At 33.7% G+C, this 18217-nt stretch carries 13 protein-coding genes; all 13 read right to left on the bottom strand.

What is annotated here, in order from left to right:
• Positions 1 to 100: 100 nt before the first annotated feature.
• The 13 genes from FS935_RS20060 to FS935_RS20000 all read right to left on the bottom strand — a co-directional run bounded on the left by FS935_RS20060 (position 101) and on the right by FS935_RS20000 (position 18102).
• The gene (locus tag FS935_RS20060; RefSeq protein ID WP_146950426.1) at positions 101 to 2467 is read right to left on the bottom strand and encodes a polyprenyl synthetase family protein; all 2367 of its coding nucleotides are present in this window, start codon (positions 2465 to 2467) and stop codon (positions 101 to 103) included.
• Between the two features lie 244 nt (positions 2468 to 2711).
• The gene (licT, locus tag FS935_RS20055; RefSeq protein WP_146950425.1) at positions 2712 to 3542 is read right to left on the bottom strand and encodes a BglG family transcription antiterminator LicT; all 831 of its coding nucleotides are present in this window, start codon (positions 3540 to 3542) and stop codon (positions 2712 to 2714) included.
• Positions 3543 to 3801: 259 nt separating this feature from the next.
• Complete coding sequence (bglH, locus tag FS935_RS20050; RefSeq protein WP_146950424.1) at positions 3802 to 5214, bottom strand: aryl-phospho-beta-d-glucosidase; 1413 nt, start codon at positions 5212 to 5214, stop codon at positions 3802 to 3804.
• A gap of 37 nt (positions 5215 to 5251) precedes the next feature.
• Positions 5252 to 6673: a 6-phospho-beta-glucosidase gene (locus FS935_RS20045; protein WP_146950423.1), complete on the bottom strand. Its 1422-nt coding sequence runs from the start codon at positions 6671 to 6673 to the stop codon at positions 5252 to 5254.
• A gap of 73 nt (positions 6674 to 6746) precedes the next feature.
• A complete protein-coding gene (locus FS935_RS20040) occupies positions 6747 to 8651 on the bottom strand; it encodes a beta-glucoside-specific PTS transporter subunit IIABC (protein ID WP_146950422.1) in 1905 nt (634 codons plus the stop codon).
• A gap of 325 nt (positions 8652 to 8976) precedes the next feature.
• Positions 8977 to 9609 carry a histidine phosphatase family protein gene (locus tag FS935_RS20035; RefSeq protein ID WP_158638673.1) on the bottom strand — a complete coding sequence of 211 codons (633 nt, stop codon included), beginning with the start codon at positions 9607 to 9609 and terminating at the stop codon, positions 8977 to 8979.
• Positions 9610 to 9795: 186 nt separating this feature from the next.
• The gene (locus tag FS935_RS20030) at positions 9796 to 10326 is read right to left on the bottom strand and encodes a response regulator (protein WP_146950420.1); all 531 of its coding nucleotides are present in this window, start codon (positions 10324 to 10326) and stop codon (positions 9796 to 9798) included.
• Positions 10327 to 10406: 80 nt separating this feature from the next.
• Positions 10407 to 11441: a Delta(5) desaturase DesA gene (desA, locus tag FS935_RS20025; protein WP_146950419.1), complete on the bottom strand. Its 1035-nt coding sequence runs from the start codon at positions 11439 to 11441 to the stop codon at positions 10407 to 10409.
• 457 nt (positions 11442 to 11898) lie between these two features.
• On the bottom strand, positions 11899 to 13377 hold the full coding sequence (locus tag FS935_RS20020) for a protein adenylyltransferase SelO (protein ID WP_146950418.1): 1479 nt from the start codon (positions 13375 to 13377) through the stop codon (positions 11899 to 11901).
• Positions 13374 to 13889: a glycosyl-4,4'-diaponeurosporenoate acyltransferase CrtO family protein gene (locus tag FS935_RS20015; RefSeq protein ID WP_158638672.1), complete on the bottom strand. Its 516-nt coding sequence runs from the start codon at positions 13887 to 13889 to the stop codon at positions 13374 to 13376. Before FS935_RS20015 ends, FS935_RS20020 begins: the two co-directional genes overlap by 4 nt.
• The gene (locus FS935_RS20010; RefSeq protein WP_158638671.1) at positions 13886 to 14998 is read right to left on the bottom strand and encodes a glycosyltransferase family 2 protein; all 1113 of its coding nucleotides are present in this window, start codon (positions 14996 to 14998) and stop codon (positions 13886 to 13888) included. Before FS935_RS20010 ends, FS935_RS20015 begins: the two co-directional genes overlap by 4 nt.
• Positions 14999 to 15048: 50 nt before the next feature.
• Positions 15049 to 16557 (bottom strand): phytoene desaturase family protein, encoded by a 1509-nt coding sequence (locus tag FS935_RS20005; protein ID WP_146950415.1) that lies wholly within the window; start codon positions 16555 to 16557, stop codon positions 15049 to 15051.
• A gap of 309 nt (positions 16558 to 16866) precedes the next feature.
• Entirely contained in the window at positions 16867 to 18102 is a 1236-nt protein-coding gene (locus tag FS935_RS20000) for a DUF418 domain-containing protein (RefSeq protein ID WP_158638670.1), read from the bottom strand.
• Between the last annotated feature and the right edge of the window lie 115 nt (positions 18103 to 18217).

Genomic DNA, 18217 nt, shown 5'->3' with positions numbered 1-18217 from the left:
TTCTGTCCAAAAGAAAGATATGTAAGCAAATATAGTACAAAAGTATGGATTAAATTCAAAAAAACAAACACTCATTGAGCATTTGTTTTTATGTTTATTTCTATTTTTCCCTGTGCACAATGTAATTAACTAAATGCTTTAAAAACGTTGTACTACGAGGTATATGCTGTAAAGATTCAATTGCGGTACAGTAGTGCTCCCACATCATCTTTTGTGCACCTAATGATCCTAGTATCGATACAAAGGTTGAGTTGTTGTTTTCTGCATCTTTTCCAACAATTTTCCCAAGTACCAGCGAATTTCCCTCAACATCAAGAAGATCATCCTTAATTTGGAATGCTATCCCCGCATGATAAGCAAATTTTTTCAATGCATCTATTTCTAGAGTTGGTACATTAGCAAGGATAGCTGGCATGATAAGAGAAGCTTCGAATGCTAATCCTGTTTTGTAATAGCTCAACATATTCAATTGTTCCTCTGTTAATGGCTTTCCTTTCGAATCCAAATCCATAATTTGACCTTTACACATGTCCTCGGTTGTTTTTGCTGAATATTGAATTAACCGAAGAACAGACTTCGTGTCAAACGTATCAAGAGATGCTTGTTCCCAGATTGCTTTTTGTGTTAAAAATAGACCTGTTAACTCTGCTGTTGCAATATTATAAACTTCATGTAACGTTCGATGTCCTCTTCTAATTGATGCATTATCCTGTGACGGAAGATCATCAAAAATTAAAGAAGCTGTATGCATATATTCTAGTGATCTTAGAAGTGGTGTTATGGCAGACTTATCAAGACCATACTCATCTACACCCATGATCCATGTTATGATTGGCCTCAATCGTTTACCATCACCTGTTAAACTATAGTTGGCAGCAGCTGTTATTGGATCATTGATCATTGATTCGTCAACAATTCTCTCAATAGGTAGGATCATATTAATCTCTTTACGAACTGTTTCGATCGTTTCTGAAAATGTGTCCTGCTCCTTTTGCTCTTCTCTTAAATTTGTAACCATATGATCTCGTAGCAGTTTGTCAAAAAAATCAACATCATCAGCTTTATTAACAAGCTTTTGAATAAGGTCATTAAAATTTGTGTTTCCAGTCGTAAATAACTCCATGACTTCGTTATACTTTTTCTTACCCATTTTCTCTTTATATCTCTTCAATCCATTTATTGCACGATTCAAGATAATTTCACGTGCTTTTGAGTCTGATTTATACACATTATGAATCAAATTTGAGATAACTGCCCAGTATAATTCAAATGGGTTGATAAGATCAGATCGTTTATCATGATATGTTAGATAATAGGTATATGGTGTGACAGCACCCTCGTCCAAGTCATCGAACATATCTGCAAAATCATCTGCAAGTTGATTGTAAATACCATAATAAAATGTTCTTTCATCAAAGCCCTCATCTTCTTTTGCGCTTATAACAGATCTGATAATCAAACGTGATGAAGAGGATTTTAAAATGATCGGGATATAAAGCTCTTCGTTCGTGTAGGTAGGATCAGACAGGTGCTTTAGCCGATCATCTTCCTGTGATTGAAAGAATATATAAGATTGCTCAAGAAATGAAGTAATTGTATCTTGCTGCTGATTATCTTTAATATATTGAAATGCAGCTTTTAGTTCAGCATGAATATAAGATATTAACTCCTTATTTTCACCCGACCATTCATTAATGTCTGGTACAACCCCTGTTAAAAGTGATGTTCGAATCAACCTTGAATATTGCTTCTCTTCATGGGCGGATAAAATTTTAGCATCAAGCAGATCATCTATAAAGGGATATGTTAGACCATAGCAATACCCAAGCCTAATCGCTACATCAAGCTGCTTTGTACGGTCCTGTGGGGTTACATCTTCATCCATTTCTTCATTCACATGCAGTATAACTCCAGCAATAATTTTAATTAGCTTCCTTTTTGCATGTGCAGCATCCATTCCCTCTGGGATATTTGCTGATACAGTTTTTAACTTATTCATTAACCAAATAAATGTAGCTTCTACATCATCTTTTTGTGCCATTCTGTATAACATAGCCATACTGAAATCTTTCTTTTTTTCTCTATCTATTAATCTACTTTTTAAATTGCTAACAACTTTTCTAATTTTATCTTGCGTTTCAGGTGTATCCAATGCTTTTCCGAGATCACGCATATAAATGTAAGAAATGCTTCGATCAAGATAGCTATCAAGCTTACCTGTATAATTTAACCACTGGATATAATTGTGATAGTCGTTTGAATCCGGCTTACCTCTTTTTCTAGAAAAAATGGAAAACAACGAGGTATGACGAATATGATTTTGTTTCCACTGTTGAAAATCCTCTGTCAGGTTAGAAACATAGGTCTTATTCGTAACTTGCTCATAAAGCGAATTAAAATAAACAGCAGCCCTCTGCTCACCCAGCTCATAACATGTATCAGCATTCTGTATTAACTCCTCATTCATACACACATTACCTCTACTTAATGAATTTCTTATCTATATATAACATCTTAAAGGGTGCCTGTCACTCCCCGTTTTTTCTTGTTTCACAAATGTTCCACATGTTTTCAAGTGAATCAGTCTTATTTTTAGAAAAAACCCCTTATTTTCCTTCAACTAGGGAGATAAGGGGTTTATCATTTATATTTAATTAATATTGAAGTAAAAATTAAAATATTCCTCTATAGAAGGTTCCCTCGCTAGTTAATTAGCGATTAATCACTCTTTCAATATGGATTGTTAAATATAATTTCTCATCGTTCGTTAGTTTATAATCAAATTGTTTTCTGACATAATCATTTATTTTTTCCGTGCATTCATAGGCTTCTTTGTGTTTATTTTTTACGGCCTCAAAAAGGAAGTCATCATCATTTTCCATATACGTTTTATTATATAATCTTTGGGCAAAGAACTTTAGGTGAGTAACGAATCGAAAAAAGTTTAATGATTCTTCATTAAACTCCATTTTAAAGTGATATTTAACGATCTTTAAAATATCTTGCATCACTTTTGTAATGTTAACAATATTAGGCATTTCCTCATTTAGTTCTGCATTAACAATATGCATAGCAATAAAGCCAGCTTCATCTTCAGGCAAAATAATTTGTAGGTTTTCTTCTATCATTTTGAGAGCCTCTAAGCCTAAAGAGTACTCATCTCTGTAAAGCTTTTTAATTTCCCACAACAATGCATTTTTTATATCTAACCCTTTTTTATTTCTTTCAATTGCAAAATTGATATGATCTGTAAGTGATATATAAATGCTATCGTTTAACTCTCTACCAAGCTTAACCTTAGCTGACTTTATAATTTCTTCTGCTACCTCCATAATTTCAATGGAAACTTCATATAGAAGGGTTTTGAATCGTTCAGTCATATCTTTATTCTTCAATGTAAAGGTTTTCTCAATCTTTTCTTCATCTATTGAATCACCTGGTCTTTTTTGAAAAGCTATACCTCTTCCCATAATGACTAGTTCAACATTCTCTTCATTAAATACACTGACTACATTATTATTAAATACTTTCTCTATTTTCATATAATCACCTAAGTCTTTGATTTTAATGTTTTCCCGTTCATATAACGTTTTTTGTATTTAATAACAGATTTTCTCATATAATCTCTATATTTTAAATAAACATATTTAAAGCTATACATTGAAGTAATCGCTTATATATCATCTCAAAACTAAATATAATGTCTTAATATACTGATTTGTTAAAGACCATAGGAGAAAGACTGTTTCATTTCAAAGAAGGAAAGCTACTGTAATGAGCTTTCCTCTCTATGATATAAATTTAAAAGTCTTCTCCATTTGTTGCAATTACATTTTTATACCAATCAAAACTTTTCTTTTTATAACGATTATTCGTCCCTTTTCCTTCACTATCACGATCAACATAAATAAAGCCATAACGCTTTTTAAGCTCTGCAGTTGAAGCACTTACTAAGTCAATTGGGCCCCATGAAGTATAACCCATAATTTCTACTCCGTCGCCAATTGCATTTTTCATTTCTTTAATATGTGCATCTAAATAATCAATGCGATAATTATCTTGAATAGATCCGTCTTCTTCAACTTTATCAACAGCTCCAAGACCATTTTCTACAATGAAAAGTGGTTTTTGGTAACGATCATAAAGCTGATTACATACTGTTCTTAATCCTACAGGATCAATTTGCCATCCCCACTCTGAAGATCTTAGATGAGGATTTTTCACACCTGCTAGTAGATTTCCAGCTGTTTTCTCATCATTATGTTCAGGCGCTGTACTTGCCACAAATGACATATAGTAACTAAACCCAATATAATCCACTGTGTTGTCTTGAAGAAGTGCTAAATCTCCTTCCTCCATTTCAATTTCAATGTTTTTTTCATTGAAATAATTCATCATATAAGTAGGGTAATAACCTCTTGATTGTACATCTGAGAAGAATAATGTTTTACGATCTTGTGTTAGTGCTGCAAACATATCTTCAGGTTTTGATGTATAAGGATACGTAATCATTGATGCAATCATACATCCAATTTGTGCACCTGGGACTATCTCATGACCTGCTTTTACTGCAAGTGCACTTGCTAAAAATTGATGATGTGCAGCTTGGTATATATCTTGTTCATTCTTTTTACCATCTTCAAATAATAAGCCTCCACCTGTAAAAGGCGCGTGTAAAAGAACATTAATTTCATTAAATGTCATATAATATTTTACTTTATCTTTAAAACGAGTAAAAATTGTTTTTGATAATCGCTCATAGAACTCAACCAGTTTACGATTTTTCCACCCACCATAGGTTTTCACAAGTCCAAGTGGCATTTCATAATGAGAGATAGTAATCACTGGTTCAATATTATATTTTATCAGTTCATCAACAATATTTTCGTAAAATTGCAGTCCCTTTTCATTCACTTCTACTTCATCACCATTTGGAAAAAGACGTGGCCATGAAATTGAGAAACGAAATGCTTTAAATCCTAATTCTGCAAATAATGCAATATCTTCCTTATATTTATGATAGAAGTCAATACCATCATGATATAAATTAAATTGCTCCATAGAGAAATCTGGAGGACACATAATACCATTAGGTGAGACATCTGCAGTTGATAGACCTTTGCCATCCTCATTGTATGCACCTTCTAATTGGTTAGCTGCAACTGCACCTCCCCATAAAAACCCATCTGGAAATTTTCTAGTCTTTGTATTCATTATGACTCACCTCTATAAATTTTTTGGTTATCGTTTATTAAAGAACTTCTCCATTACTTTCAATAACCTTCTTATACCATTCAAAACTATCCTTTTTAGAACGTGATAATGTTCCTTTTCCTTCATTATCCTTATCTACATAAATATAACCATAACGTTTATTCATCTCGCCTGAAGAAGCACTTACTATGTCTATCGGGCCCCAGCTAGTATATCCAATAATTTCGACACCATCATCAATCGCTTCAGACATTTCTGTAATATGCCTTTTCATGTAGTCAATTCGGTAGTCATCATGTACTTCACCATCATCTGTTAACTGATCCAGAGCTCCTAGACCATTTTCTACTACAAATAACGGTTTTTGATAGCGGTCATATAATTGATTTGCTGTAATGCGGAATCCCTTTGGATCTATTGTCCAGCCCCATTCCGACTTATCCAAATATGGATTTTCAATCGATCCAAAAACATTACTAGATGTCATATTATTAACCTTAGGATCTGTGCTTGTCGCGCGACTTGCATAATAACTAAATCCAATATAATCTACTGTATGTTTTCTTAGAAGCTCTTCATCTTCTGCTTCCATCTCAATCGTTAAGTTATGATCTTTTAAAAATCTCTTCGCATAACCTGGATATGCACCGCGTGATTGAACATCAATAAAAAAGAATGATTCACGATCTTTCTCCATAGCATCAAACACATCGTCAGGGTTACATGTATACGGATAAGTCATTCCCGCAGCTAACATACATCCAATTTTCGCATCTGGACTAATTTCATGACACGCTTTTACTGCAAGTGCACTTGCTACTAGCTGGTGATGTGCTGCTTGATATTTAATTTGATTTTTGTCATCATCTTCTTCAAAAACAAGACCAGCCCCTACAAATGGTAAATGTAAAAGCATATTAATTTCGTTAAATGTCATCCAGTATTTCACTTTATCCTTATATCGTTTAAACAGTGTTGTTGCATATGTTTCAAAGAAGCCAACAAGTTTACGATTTCTCCAACTTCCATAATGTTCAACTAAATGTACAGGAACATCAAAATGAGCAATTGTCACAACAGGTTCTATATTATGTTTTAATAACTCATCAAATAGATTGTCATAAAATTTTAATCCAGCTTCATTCGGTACTTTATCATCACCTTTTGGAAAAATTCTTGCCCAGGATACAGAAACTCGTAGAGACTTAAAACCCATTTCTGCAAAAAGAGCAATGTCCTCTTTATAAAGATGATAAAAATCTATGGCATCATGTGATGGATAAAATTCTCCCTCAATTGGTTGAAAAGAAGGAAGTTTTCCAAACATTATGTCCCAACGTTTTGATCCTGTTGGTAATAAGTCAACTGTAGTTAATCCTTTACCATCTTCTAGATAAGCTCCTTCAGCTTGATTAGCAGCAATTGCGCCACCCCATAAAAATCCTTTTGGAAATGTCATGATAAAACTCCTTTTTAAAACGATATGTAGAAAGGTAGATGGATTTATCTCCATTTACCTTTCCTCTTATTAATTATTTTGCATTAATATGAAACAAAGACTCTCCAAGCTTTATTGGTTTTTCTCTAGCCATCTCTATTTCATAATCCTTATGGTTTGTAATCACGATCGGTGTAGTGACTGGTAAACCAGCTGATTTGATTTTCTCAATATCAAATTCAATTAATAGTTGACCTTTTTCTACACGTGCTCCTTGACTAGTATGAGCAGTAAAATGTTTTCCCTCAAGCTGTACAGTATCCATTCCAATATGAATTAAGATCTCTACACCTTGATCTGTTAAAATACCAATCGCGTGGTTTGAAGGGAATAATGCAGAAACTGTTCCAGCAGTAGGTGCTAGTAACTTACCTTCAGAAGGTTCAATTGCTACTCCTTGACCTAATGCCCCAGAAGCAAAAGCTTCATCATTAATTTCTGCTAAATTCTTAACTTCTCCTTGCAATGGACTACCAATCACTTCACCTTTACCTGTTGCATCCATTGCATTTGTAACTGTTACATTATTTACGTCTTCTTTGTTATTCTTATCTTTACCCATTCCGAACAAATACGTCAGAATAAACCCTAAACCGAAAGCTACAACAAAAGAGATTAATAATCCCCAAACTCCAAATGTAATTCCTTCTGTTGGACTAATGAATGATGGAATTCCAAAGATTCCAAGACCACCAATCATATAAATCTGTGAACCTGCTGCTCCAATAATACCGCCACCAACACCTGCAGCAATACAGCTATAGATAAATGGCTTTTTAAGTGGTAATGTTATTCCATAAATGGCTGGCTCGGTAACTCCGAAAATACCTGATATGAAAGCAGGAATACTTAATGTTTTCAATTTCTGTTGTTTTGTTTTTATCCATACTGCCAGAACAGCACCAATTTGTGCGAAAGATGCAGCAAAAGTTGTAGCTAAAACAGGGTCAGCACCCATTGTTGTAAGGTTATTAATAGCTATTGGTACAAGTCCCCAATGAAGACCAAAAATAACTAATAGCTGCCATAATCCACCAACGAAGATCCCTGCAATAATCGGGCTTAAATTATAAATAGATAGAGTTGCCATTCCTAATAAATTACCTGCCCAAGTTGCTATAGGGCCAATCACGATAAATGTAAGCGGTACCACGATTAAAAGTGTGAAAAAAGGTACTAAGAATGTTTTTACTACATCTGGTATAACTTTTCTTAAACGCTTTTCAACTATTGATGCAAAATATGCTGCTAAAATAACTGGAATAACCGATGAAGCATAACTCATTAAGATAACTGGTACACCTAGAAATGTTATATACACTGGTGATTCAAACATAGTTCCTGTAAATAATGTATAAAGCGGTTCACCAGCTGTTAAACCTGCTAAAGTCGGATAAACTAACGATCCCCCAATAGCCATACCGATAAATGGACTTCCACCAAACTTCTTAATTGCTGTATATCCTAAAAATATTGGGAAGAAGTAGAATAACGAATCTCCAACAGCATTTAGTATTTGATAAGTACCTGATGTTGTTTCTAACCAACCTAAAGCTAAAAAGAGTGCATTAAATCCTTTGATCATACCTGTTGCTGCTAATACACCAAGAATAGGTGTAAATATGCTTGCAATAATATCTATTAAGCTAGCTTTTTCCTTCGTTTCTTCTCCATCAGCTGGAGCTTGTGCTTTTAAACCACCTATTTCTAATACCGTTTTATAAACATCTGGCACATGGTTACCAATAACTATTTGATATTGGCCGCCACTCTTCATTACTGTGATAACACCATCCATATTTTTAAGGGCATCTGTGTTTGCTTTGCCTTCATCTTTAAGCTTGAATCGTAAACGAGTAATACAATGGACTACACTGGAAACGTTTTCTTTTCCACCGACATTTTTAATAATATCTTTAGCCAACTGTTCGTATTTCATCATTTGTCCCTTCCTTCTCGGGTGTTTTTAGCCAAATAAAAAACCTGAGCCGAATAGAATACACATCTCGCGAAAATGTGAGTTTCTATTCAGTCCAGGTTATGCCCACTTAAGGTAACATTCCTATAACGGAATTTATTAGGTTTTATTTGATATATGTAATTTATCATGAAAAAAAGTATATGTCAACGCTTTCATAAATGTTATTTTTGGCTTTTTAATATAAAGTGAAGTTTCGTTATCAGAGTATATTAATTAGGTGAAGTCTATATAAAATTAAAGTTCTCTATTTCTATATTCATGTAATTAGAAGAGAAAAAAGATATTACAGGTCTTTCTTTCCCTTTTCTTGAAATGAAGTATCAGCTACAGTCTCAATTACACGCTTACCATTTAAGTAGCTAACTACTGTTACACTACAATTTTCATGAATAGTAAATTCTTTGCTATTGGTTAATTGAATAATGTAATTGCCGATTGTAACGCCATGAGAAAAAATCAAAACATTTCCTCCCTTTGATTCATGCTTTTTCACAATTTCTTCAACTGCCTGTTCAGTTCTTGCAAAAAGCTGTGAATAAGACTCACCTTCTGGAGCTGAAGCATCTAACTCTAAACTAAATAAGGTTTCAAGTGCATTGCCATATTGTTCTGAGATTTCTTGTGGTAATAAAGATTCAAAAACACCAAAATTCATTTCCTTTAAGCGCGTATCAACTGATAAAGGAATGTCTCGATCTCCGATAGCATATTTTGCCGTATCAAGGACTCTCTGACTGTCGCTAGCATATGCTGCTTCAAAATGTATATCAGTTAAACCCTTTCCAACAGATCTTGCTTGTAGAATTCCTTTTTCAGTAAGTGGTGAATCACAAAATCCTTGCATTCTTTTTTCAACATTATATTGAGTTTCACCATGACGAATAAAATAAAGGGTAACTTTTTTTTCATTATTCAAGTGTACACACATCCTTTTTTCGGTTAACTAGCATTTTACCATATTAATTTTAAATTTATTTACCTTTTACTAGCTGTTTATCTTATTGATCCTATTAAATAACTACTACCTTACTATTAATTTGAGCGTTAACATGCACATGAAAAAGAAGGATAGATTATTTCATCCATCCTTCCTTTTCATCTCTTACCCTGTAGGCAGCTTCATTTTATCCTTTATAGTCGTCAAATAGCTTCTGACAGTTCCTAACGTTTTGTTATGTGGTTTAGAAGTGTCAGTACTGTTTTGATTACTTATCAAAGAATTAACATTTTCACTATTTGTATCATGTTGATTTTCTTCCAATAAATTAGGAGAATATATGCGGATTTCATTCATAATGCTTCGAATTGCCTCAGTTAATTCCTCACTAGGAGTATCCTTTAAAAGATAGCCTCTTACATCATGATTGATAATTTGTTGAAAGCTGCCAGTTTTTGCAAATGTCGTTAAAACCATAATTTTACTATTATAAGGCTTTAATTTTTCTACAATACCTGTTTCAAACATATCTAAATCCATTAAACATATATCAGGTTGAAGTTCGTTAACAAGTGTAAGAACTCCCTCTACACTACTTTCTTGCCCGACCACTTTCATATCATCCTCTAAATCGAGCAGGGATCCTATTGTCCCTAACACTAACTCATGATCCTCTGCAATTACAACTGTAATCATTTATGTTCTCTCCTTATGGGTGTTACTAAGTAAAGATTCTCCTTTACTAGTGAAAGGAGAATCGGTCAGGTCTTCTAAAATTAAAGCTCAGGCTTTGGTTGAGTTGAACGTGTAGTTATAGCTTTTCGAGCTAATGACTTCACTTCTCTAAAGCTTACAAAATTCTTAGCATCTTCATCCCAAAGACGGAAACGAAGTGATTTTAAGCTTGTTGCAAGTGAAATGGTTGGTACATTTTGTAATGGCTCTGTATTATTATGAGCTTCTTCAAGCTTATAGTTAGGCACTCTTGGGCTCAAGTGATGAACATGGTGATAACCAATGTTTCCAGTTAGGAATTGCATAAATTTAGGCAGTTTATAGAAAGAACTTCCTTCAACAGCTGCTAAAACATATTCCCACTCACTATTTACTTCAAAATAAGAATCTTCAAATGTGTGTTGTACATAGAACAACCAAATACCAATTGATCCTGAAATCATGAAAATCGATCCTTGCACAAGTAGGAAAGATTGCCATCCTAGTGTTACACATAAAATTGCTACTAAAGCTGCAATAATTAGATTTGTTAAATATGTGTTGTTACGCTCTTTCTTCCTTGCATTTTTACGGTTAAATCTATTCTTCAAAAGGAAAACATAGATTGGACCAAGGCCAAACATAACAATTGGATTACGGTAGAAACGATAAGCTAAACGTATTTTTAGTGGTGCTTCTTTATATTCTTTTACAGTAAGTGTCCAAATATCTCCTGTTCCACGCTTATCTAAATTACCACTTGTCGCATGATGAACAGCATGATCGTGTCCCCATTGATCAAACGGGAATAATGTTAACACACCCATCATTGTTCCAAGAATTCGATTAGCACGACGACTTTTAAAGAAAGAGAAATGCGTACAATCATGGAATATAATGAAAATCCTTGTTAAAAATCCTGCTGCAATTATGATTGGTACTAAAGCTAACCAATAAGATATTGCCAAGCTTTGATAAGCAAGAATCCACAAAATTAGAAACGGGCCAACAGTATTAATTATTTGCCATATACTTTCCTTTGTTGTTGCTTTTTCATAGGGAGCAATTTCTTTTTTCAAAGTTTTAAGATTTGACATTTAGTTAATTCCCTTCGTATGTGATGTTAAGTCTTATTATAGAGATCAAAAAATATCATTGTAAGTAGTAGGTGTCATATGCAGGGTATGACATATGTCATATGATAAGAAAAAAGCCTGTATTCACGCGGGTTTTTTCATTTCCGATAGTTATTATTTCCATTTTTTATTTTACTATTATGTGTTTTTATCTTCTTTTTTCAGTGAGAATTTATTCAAATATCATATCAGCATCTATTGACTTAAGTGATTGTTAGCAGCTTTGTGTGAATGAGTAAAAGTGACTTATACGATAGTTACAGGTTTCATTAAGTACTATCCTTCAAGAAGCGAAAAGCATAGGTTCCGAAAAAAAGTACAAATAAAAAAGATCTGACTCAACTCTACTAATAATAAAATTCCCTTTAACAGGAAAATGTTTCTTATTAGTAAGTGGGGTCAGACCCTCATTTAAGTATTACGTTCCACAGTAAGTTCGATAAGGTCCTGATGATTCAGGTGGTAACGAACAGTAACTTGGTTCCATAGTGTCTTTATATGGATTTGAAAGTATTTCAAGTAAGTTCTCCATTACACTATAGTCTTCATTTTCTACTGCTGCCTTTAATGCTTCTTCTACCCTGTGATTTCTCGGAATTACTGCAGGATTACTACTTTTCATCAATTCATAGGTTTGTTCTAATGACTCCTCTTGTTTACATAATCTTTCATGCCATTTTTGATGCCACTCAGAAAATTCTGGTGTATTAAACATATCTACATTGCTATCTTCACTTTTATCATGAGATAAGGCTCTGAATGTATTCGTAAAATCAGCACGATTGTTTTTCATTATTTCTAGAAGATTTTCAATCAACGATTCATCTTCTGCTTCTTCTGTAAAGAGACCTAGCTTTGCTCTCATTCCTGTGAGCCAGTTGCTATGATACAATTTTGGAAACTCTAAAACAGCATCCTGTGCCAATTTGAGAGCTTTTTCCTCATCTTCATCTAATATAGGAATCAAGGCTTCAGCAAATCGAGCTAAATTCCAGCCACCAATTTTAGGCTGATTTCCATAGGCATAGCGACCTTGAACGTCAATCGAGCTAAATACTGTTGCTGGGTCATATTCATTCATAAAGGCACATGGACCATAGTCAATGGTTTCGCCACTGATTGTTACGTTATCAGTATTCATCACACCGTGGATAAATCCAACTAGCTGCCATTTTGCGATAAGTGCAGCTTGACGTTTAATTACCTCATTTAATAAAGATAGATATTTATTTTCATCTGAAGCAATCTCCGGATAATGACGTTTTATTGTATAGTCAGCCAAGTCCTTTAATTCTTCAATAGTAGTAAAGTTGGTCGCATATTCAAATGTACCTACGCGTAAATGACTAGATGCTATACGAGTTAAAATTGCACCAGGAAGCTCTGTTTCCCGTCTGATCTTTTCTCCAGTTGCCACAACAGCTAAGCTTCTTGTTGTTGGAATACCAAGGGCATACATGGCCTCACTTATAATATATTCTCGAAGCATTGGTCCAATAGCTGCCCGACCATCACCACCACGAGAGTACTTTGTTCTACCTGAGCCCTTAAGCTGTATATCAACTGTTTCACCCTTAGGGGTAATTTGCTCACCAAGCAGCAACGCACGTCCGTCGCCTAGCATATTAAAATGTCCAAATTGGTGACCAGCATAGGCCTGAGCAAGAGGTTTTGCATCTTCTAGCTCCTTGTTTCCAGCAAACATTGATAAAGTCTCTTTACTTTGCAGCTCTTTCGCATTTAAACCTAAAGTCTTTGCCAATTCATGGTTAAGAATTATCATCTCCGGTGAACTCACAGGATTTAGATCTTGAATTGTGTAAAATGATTGAGGCAAACGAGCATAACTGTTATCTATATTCCAACCTATTTGATTACTTTCTTTACTATTAGTCATGTTATCTCCTTTATGTTTGATTGCGTGCCTGTCACGCCCCGAGATTTGTCGAAAGAATTTCGACAATATCCGGGTCGTGACAGGCACCGTATCAACCGATATCGATTGTATCGCTGAATTATTATAAACGGGATGTTAAAGGAAAATGCATAGATGATCATAATAATTCCTGAGAGTGGATCATTAAATGTGAAGAAAATTGGAGCAGGAAGGATTTGTAGCCAGTGAGATAGTTCTGCTCTTTTTGTTTCAAGTAAAAATCGTTCGATTCCTTCCTTACTTCTAATATTAATATTCTTCTTTTTTATTCCGCCCTTCGTCCAATCTCCGCCATCTGGAAGCTTTTCTTTCCATCTTTTCACTTTTAGTTTCTCATAAGTAATGATTTCCCACTGGTTAACAGCGTCAAGAAGGGTGAATTTATTTATGAAAGCTGCATTAAACTTAGAAGGAATATAAGCCCCAAGCAGATGAATTATTAGCCATAAAAGCACATTAAGTAGGAAGATCATAGCTCTTGATCATCTCCATGCTTTGTCATAATAATTGTGCGACCCTTCCATGATGTATTCTTTAAAACATACGTTTTAAACAATGAAAAACAAAAAACAGCGAGAAAAAAGAGTATATGTAACGGAAATAGAAAAGCATCTAAAATAGTAAAATTGCCGATCACTTTTAACATTTTATAAAATAAAAAAGAAATTGTACTATATATAATAAGAAATATATAAGGATTATCCACTATTATCGTGAAACTGTTTGTTAAAAAAGTAAACAAACTTGAAATCCACAGCACTATAAAAATCATCAATACAGGCTGTGTCTTTTTTGAGCCAGATGCAAAGCTTTTACCCCAGCCTTTAAAAACACTTGAAATTCCATTATGATACATCCTCATATTAATCACATCATATCCACCCACAGCATAAACCGAATTGTTACGTGCAGATGCATGCTGAACAAACGCAAGATTCTCTACTACTTCACCTTTAATCGACTCGTGTCCACCAATTGCAAAATAGCTAGTACGTTTGCAAAGCAAACTTTGGCCAAAACCACCTTTTTTGATTAATCTTTTGCTTAACAAAGTTGTCACACCACTAGAGATAAATACAATAAGATGAAAAAAACTAGAAAATTTCTCATAAAACTTATTCATATGATGATAAGGATGTATCGTTATTATTTCATATTTGCTGCTTTCAAAGAAAGAGATAGCTTTTTTCAACCCATTTGGTGCAAACCATGTATCTGCATCTACAAACATAAGATAATCACCTTTTGCAACTCTTGCTCCATTCCAGCAAGCCCACGATTTTCCTAGCCAGCCTTGTGGTAACGGTGGATTATCAACTACCTTAACATTATATTCTAAGGCAATATTTTTTGTTTGATCTGAAGAATGATCATCAACAACAATAATCTCAAGCGGTTGATCAGCTTGAGATTTAATTGAGTTAAGAATTGTACGAATTGTTTCTTCTTCATTTCTTGCAGGAATAATAATAGACAGTGATTTTAGAGCACTTTCTACATTCTCGAGATTTTCTAGCTTAATTTTCGGTACATGATAGCACAAAATCAGAAATAAACTAATAGCTAATATCCCAGCAATCATCATTTATCTCCTTTTTGAATAAATTTCATTGATTATTACTTGTTATCACATTATCCGATTCTTTTTCCTTCCTTATTTTCGTCCTCTAAAATAAGATCTGCTGTTAACTGACCTGACAATGTAACCATCGGAACTCCTCCACCTGGGTGAGTTGATCCTCCTACAAAATAAACATTTTCAAATAGCTTACTTCTGCTAGGAATTTTAAATCCACCATTCATCTTCTTATCTGTGACAACACCATAAATAGAACCACCATTTGCCCCATATAATTGCTTTAAATCATCAGGAGTAAAGCTATATTCAAACTCAATTGATTCACGTAAATCTGACATTCCCATACGCTCTAGCTTTGAAAGCACTAGCTCTCGATAAGAGTCTTTATACTGCTCCCATGTTTCCCCTTCCTTAAGAGGTGGAACATGAGTGAGAACAAATAAATTCTCTTTCCCCTCAGGAGCTTGAGAGGAATCTGACTTTGATGAAATACCAATATATACGGTAGGATCATCAGCTAATTGCTTTTTATTAAAAATTTGATCGAACTCTTTCTTTGGATCTTCTGAAAAGAAGAAATTATGATGAGCTAAATGGTCATATTTTTTATTTACACCTAACAATAGCACTAACCCTGATACAGTTGGTTCGTATTTCTTCTTCAAATCCATTGTTGCCCGATTTTTTTCTGCTTCATCACTTAGCATTGATTGATAAAAAGGAATAACTTCTAAATTTGAAACAACTAAATCAGATGAATATTGCTCACCATTTTCAGTTATCACCTTATTAACCAAATTTCCTGTTTTTGCGATTTCTGTAACTGTACTATTTAGATGCACCTTAACACCTAGCTCTTGTAGAAGCTGTTCCATTGCCTCTGCAATCTTGTACATTCCACCTTTTACATAATACACACCAATTCCAAGCTGAACATGTGCAAGCTGACTAAGTATTGCAGGTGCTTGATATGGTGATGATCCAATATACATTATTAAAAAGTTCATCAATTGTTGAATATGTTTATCTTTGAAGAATTTACTTGTTGCTTGATCAAGAGATTTCATCGGATCCATCATTAATAATTCTTTTAATGGATGTTTTTTACGTAAATCTTGTAACCCACTTATATTCTCTTTATAGAAGCTTTTCATCATGAGGTCATATTGCTTTTCGCAATATTGAAGATAAGAAAGAAAGGATTGAGAATCTTCAACAGATACTTTTTTTATCTCTTGAAGCATTGTTGGTAAATCACTTGTTAAATCAATTTTAGTTCCATCCTCAAAAAAAGTTCGCCAACCTGGCTCAACTCGTACAATATCAAGATAATCATGAACATTTTTCCCAACATCTGAAAATAGCTTTTCAAGTACCCATGGCATCGTTAAAATCGAAGGACCTGTATCAAATGTAAACCCACTACCTTTACGAATATTAAGCTTTCCACCAAGTCTTTCACCTTTCTCCAAAATTGTCACATCATATTTTTCAGCTGCTAAACGAATTGCCACAGACATACCGGCTAATCCTCCACCAATGACAGTCACTTTTTTTCTCAAAATATTTTTCCTCCTAATTTAAACTTTTTTGCTTTTAGACTTCAAAAAATGTACCTTAAGATAAAAACAAATTGTTAACAATCTCTCTTTCAGTTAGTAGTCGTCTATGTAAATCATTATTTCCCTTTTTTACTATGATCAACACATTTGGTAGAAAAATCAATAATGTGTGTGTTGTCATGAACGTTAGTAAATAAAAAAAGTCCATTTAAGGACTTTTTAATTGTAAAAATATACCGTTTTTCACTCTTTTCAATTGAGCCAATTTCATACCACCATAACGTATTTCTCTCTGATAAACGATATGATTTATTTAGAAACTTTATTCTTAACAGTGCTCACCTTTTTAATTGCTTGAAGCTTTCCATAAGTAACAGATCTCCATAACCATTCAAATGGTCCGAATTGATAAGTTTTTAGCCAGTAATAACTTACTAAAATCTGGAGTCCAAAAATGACAATACAGATAATTGTTCCTGTTAATAAACTAATGTTATTATACAAGCCACCTAAAACAAAAAGTGCCATACAAATAAAAGTCTGTAATAAATAGTTTGTAAGAGCCATCTGTCCGACGTAACTTAATGGACGCAGTCTTTTTTGCCATTGCTGTTTTCTTAATAGTAGAGTTAACGTTGAAATGTAAAAGAAACATAAAGTTACACCAGTTAAACTCGTAAATAACTCAATATAAATAATGCTTTTAAATCCTGTTGCAAGCATTTTGAATTTAGCTAAAGCCAAGAAAACCAGCAATGGAATGCTAACAACACCTATTATTATCTGGAATTTTCGGATAAAACCATGGTGGATTGTATTTGGTTTAAAAATCCCTGCTTTTCCTGCAGCCAAACCAAATAGAAACATCGCCAATATAGGTATCATATTTCCGATTAAATTAGATAGCACTGGTATTACTTCTGTTTGAAATCGATAAGACACCCACTCGGCAAAACCTGCAGATTCATAAGTCTCTACATATTCATCTATTTTTTCTTCATAAATCAAAATCGATTCTTGGTTTATTTCATCAAGTATAGATTCAGGTAAAATTAATGATAAACTCAAAAACAAATTGAATACAACAAGTAAACTAATTGCCCAGATAATCATCGTTTTTATTTTACGGTTATAGAAAAACAACAATAAAAATCCTGTTATTGCGTAAGTATGTAAAATGTCACCAAACCATAATAAAATTAAGTGCAATAAACCTATTACAAGCAAAGCAACCATTCTTCTTGTAAAAAGTCTTTTCATTTTCAAGCCCTTTTCTTCTGCACGGTTCATAAAAATATAAAAACCTAGCCCAAATAAAAACGAAAAGATCGTAAAGAATTTCATATCTATAAATAATGTAAAAAAGAAATCTAACCAATAATCTGCTCCTGTATGTGCATGCTCAACACCATATAACATCGATAAAAATTCAGACGAATGAAAAGCTGGCATATTTACAAGAAAAATCCCAAACAACGCAAACCCCCGAATAATATCAATCGTCACAATCCGATCTTTCCCTAAAACAGACAAAGAAGAACTCATCATTTCCTCTCCCTTTATAAAATATAATGATTCCTACAACCATTATATCTTAAGGTGCCTGTGGTCAAGCCCCCAATAAATAGACACATGTAAAATACGACATTTTACACTGCAC

The sequence above is a fragment of the Metabacillus litoralis genome (assembly GCF_007994985.1).
Lineage (GTDB): Bacteria > Bacillota > Bacilli > Bacillales > Bacillaceae > Metabacillus > Metabacillus litoralis.
This window is presented reverse-complemented; position numbering and strand designations above follow the sequence as displayed.

Coding starts and splice junctions, on each gene's coding strand:
- FS935_RS20060 (WP_146950426.1), bottom strand. CDS start 2,467: ATGAATGAGGAGTTAATACAGAATGCTGATACATGTTATGAGCTGGGT.
- licT (WP_146950425.1), bottom strand. CDS start 3,542: ATGAAAATAGAGAAAGTATTTAATAATAATGTAGTCAGTGTATTTAAT.
- bglH (WP_146950424.1), bottom strand. CDS start 5,214: ATGAATACAAAGACTAGAAAATTTCCAGATGGGTTTTTATGGGGAGGT.
- FS935_RS20045 (WP_146950423.1), bottom strand. CDS start 6,673: ATGACATTTCCAAAAGGATTTTTATGGGGTGGCGCAATTGCTGCTAAT.
- FS935_RS20040 (WP_146950422.1), bottom strand. CDS start 8,651: ATGAAATACGAACAGTTGGCTAAAGATATTATTAAAAATGTCGGTGGA.
- FS935_RS20030 (WP_146950420.1), bottom strand. CDS start 10,326: ATGATTACAGTTGTAATTGCAGAGGATCATGAGTTAGTGTTAGGGACA.
- desA (WP_146950419.1), bottom strand. CDS start 11,441: ATGTCAAATCTTAAAACTTTGAAAAAAGAAATTGCTCCCTATGAAAAA.
- FS935_RS20020 (WP_146950418.1), bottom strand. CDS start 13,377: ATGACTAATAGTAAAGAAAGTAATCAAATAGGTTGGAATATAGATAAC.
- FS935_RS20015 (WP_158638672.1), bottom strand. CDS start 13,889: ATGATCTTCCTACTTAATGTGCTTTTATGGCTAATAATTCATCTGCTT.
- FS935_RS20010 (WP_158638671.1), bottom strand. CDS start 14,998: ATGATTGCTGGGATATTAGCTATTAGTTTATTTCTGATTTTGTGCTAT.
- FS935_RS20000 (WP_158638670.1), bottom strand. CDS start 18,102: ATGAGTTCTTCTTTGTCTGTTTTAGGGAAAGATCGGATTGTGACGATT.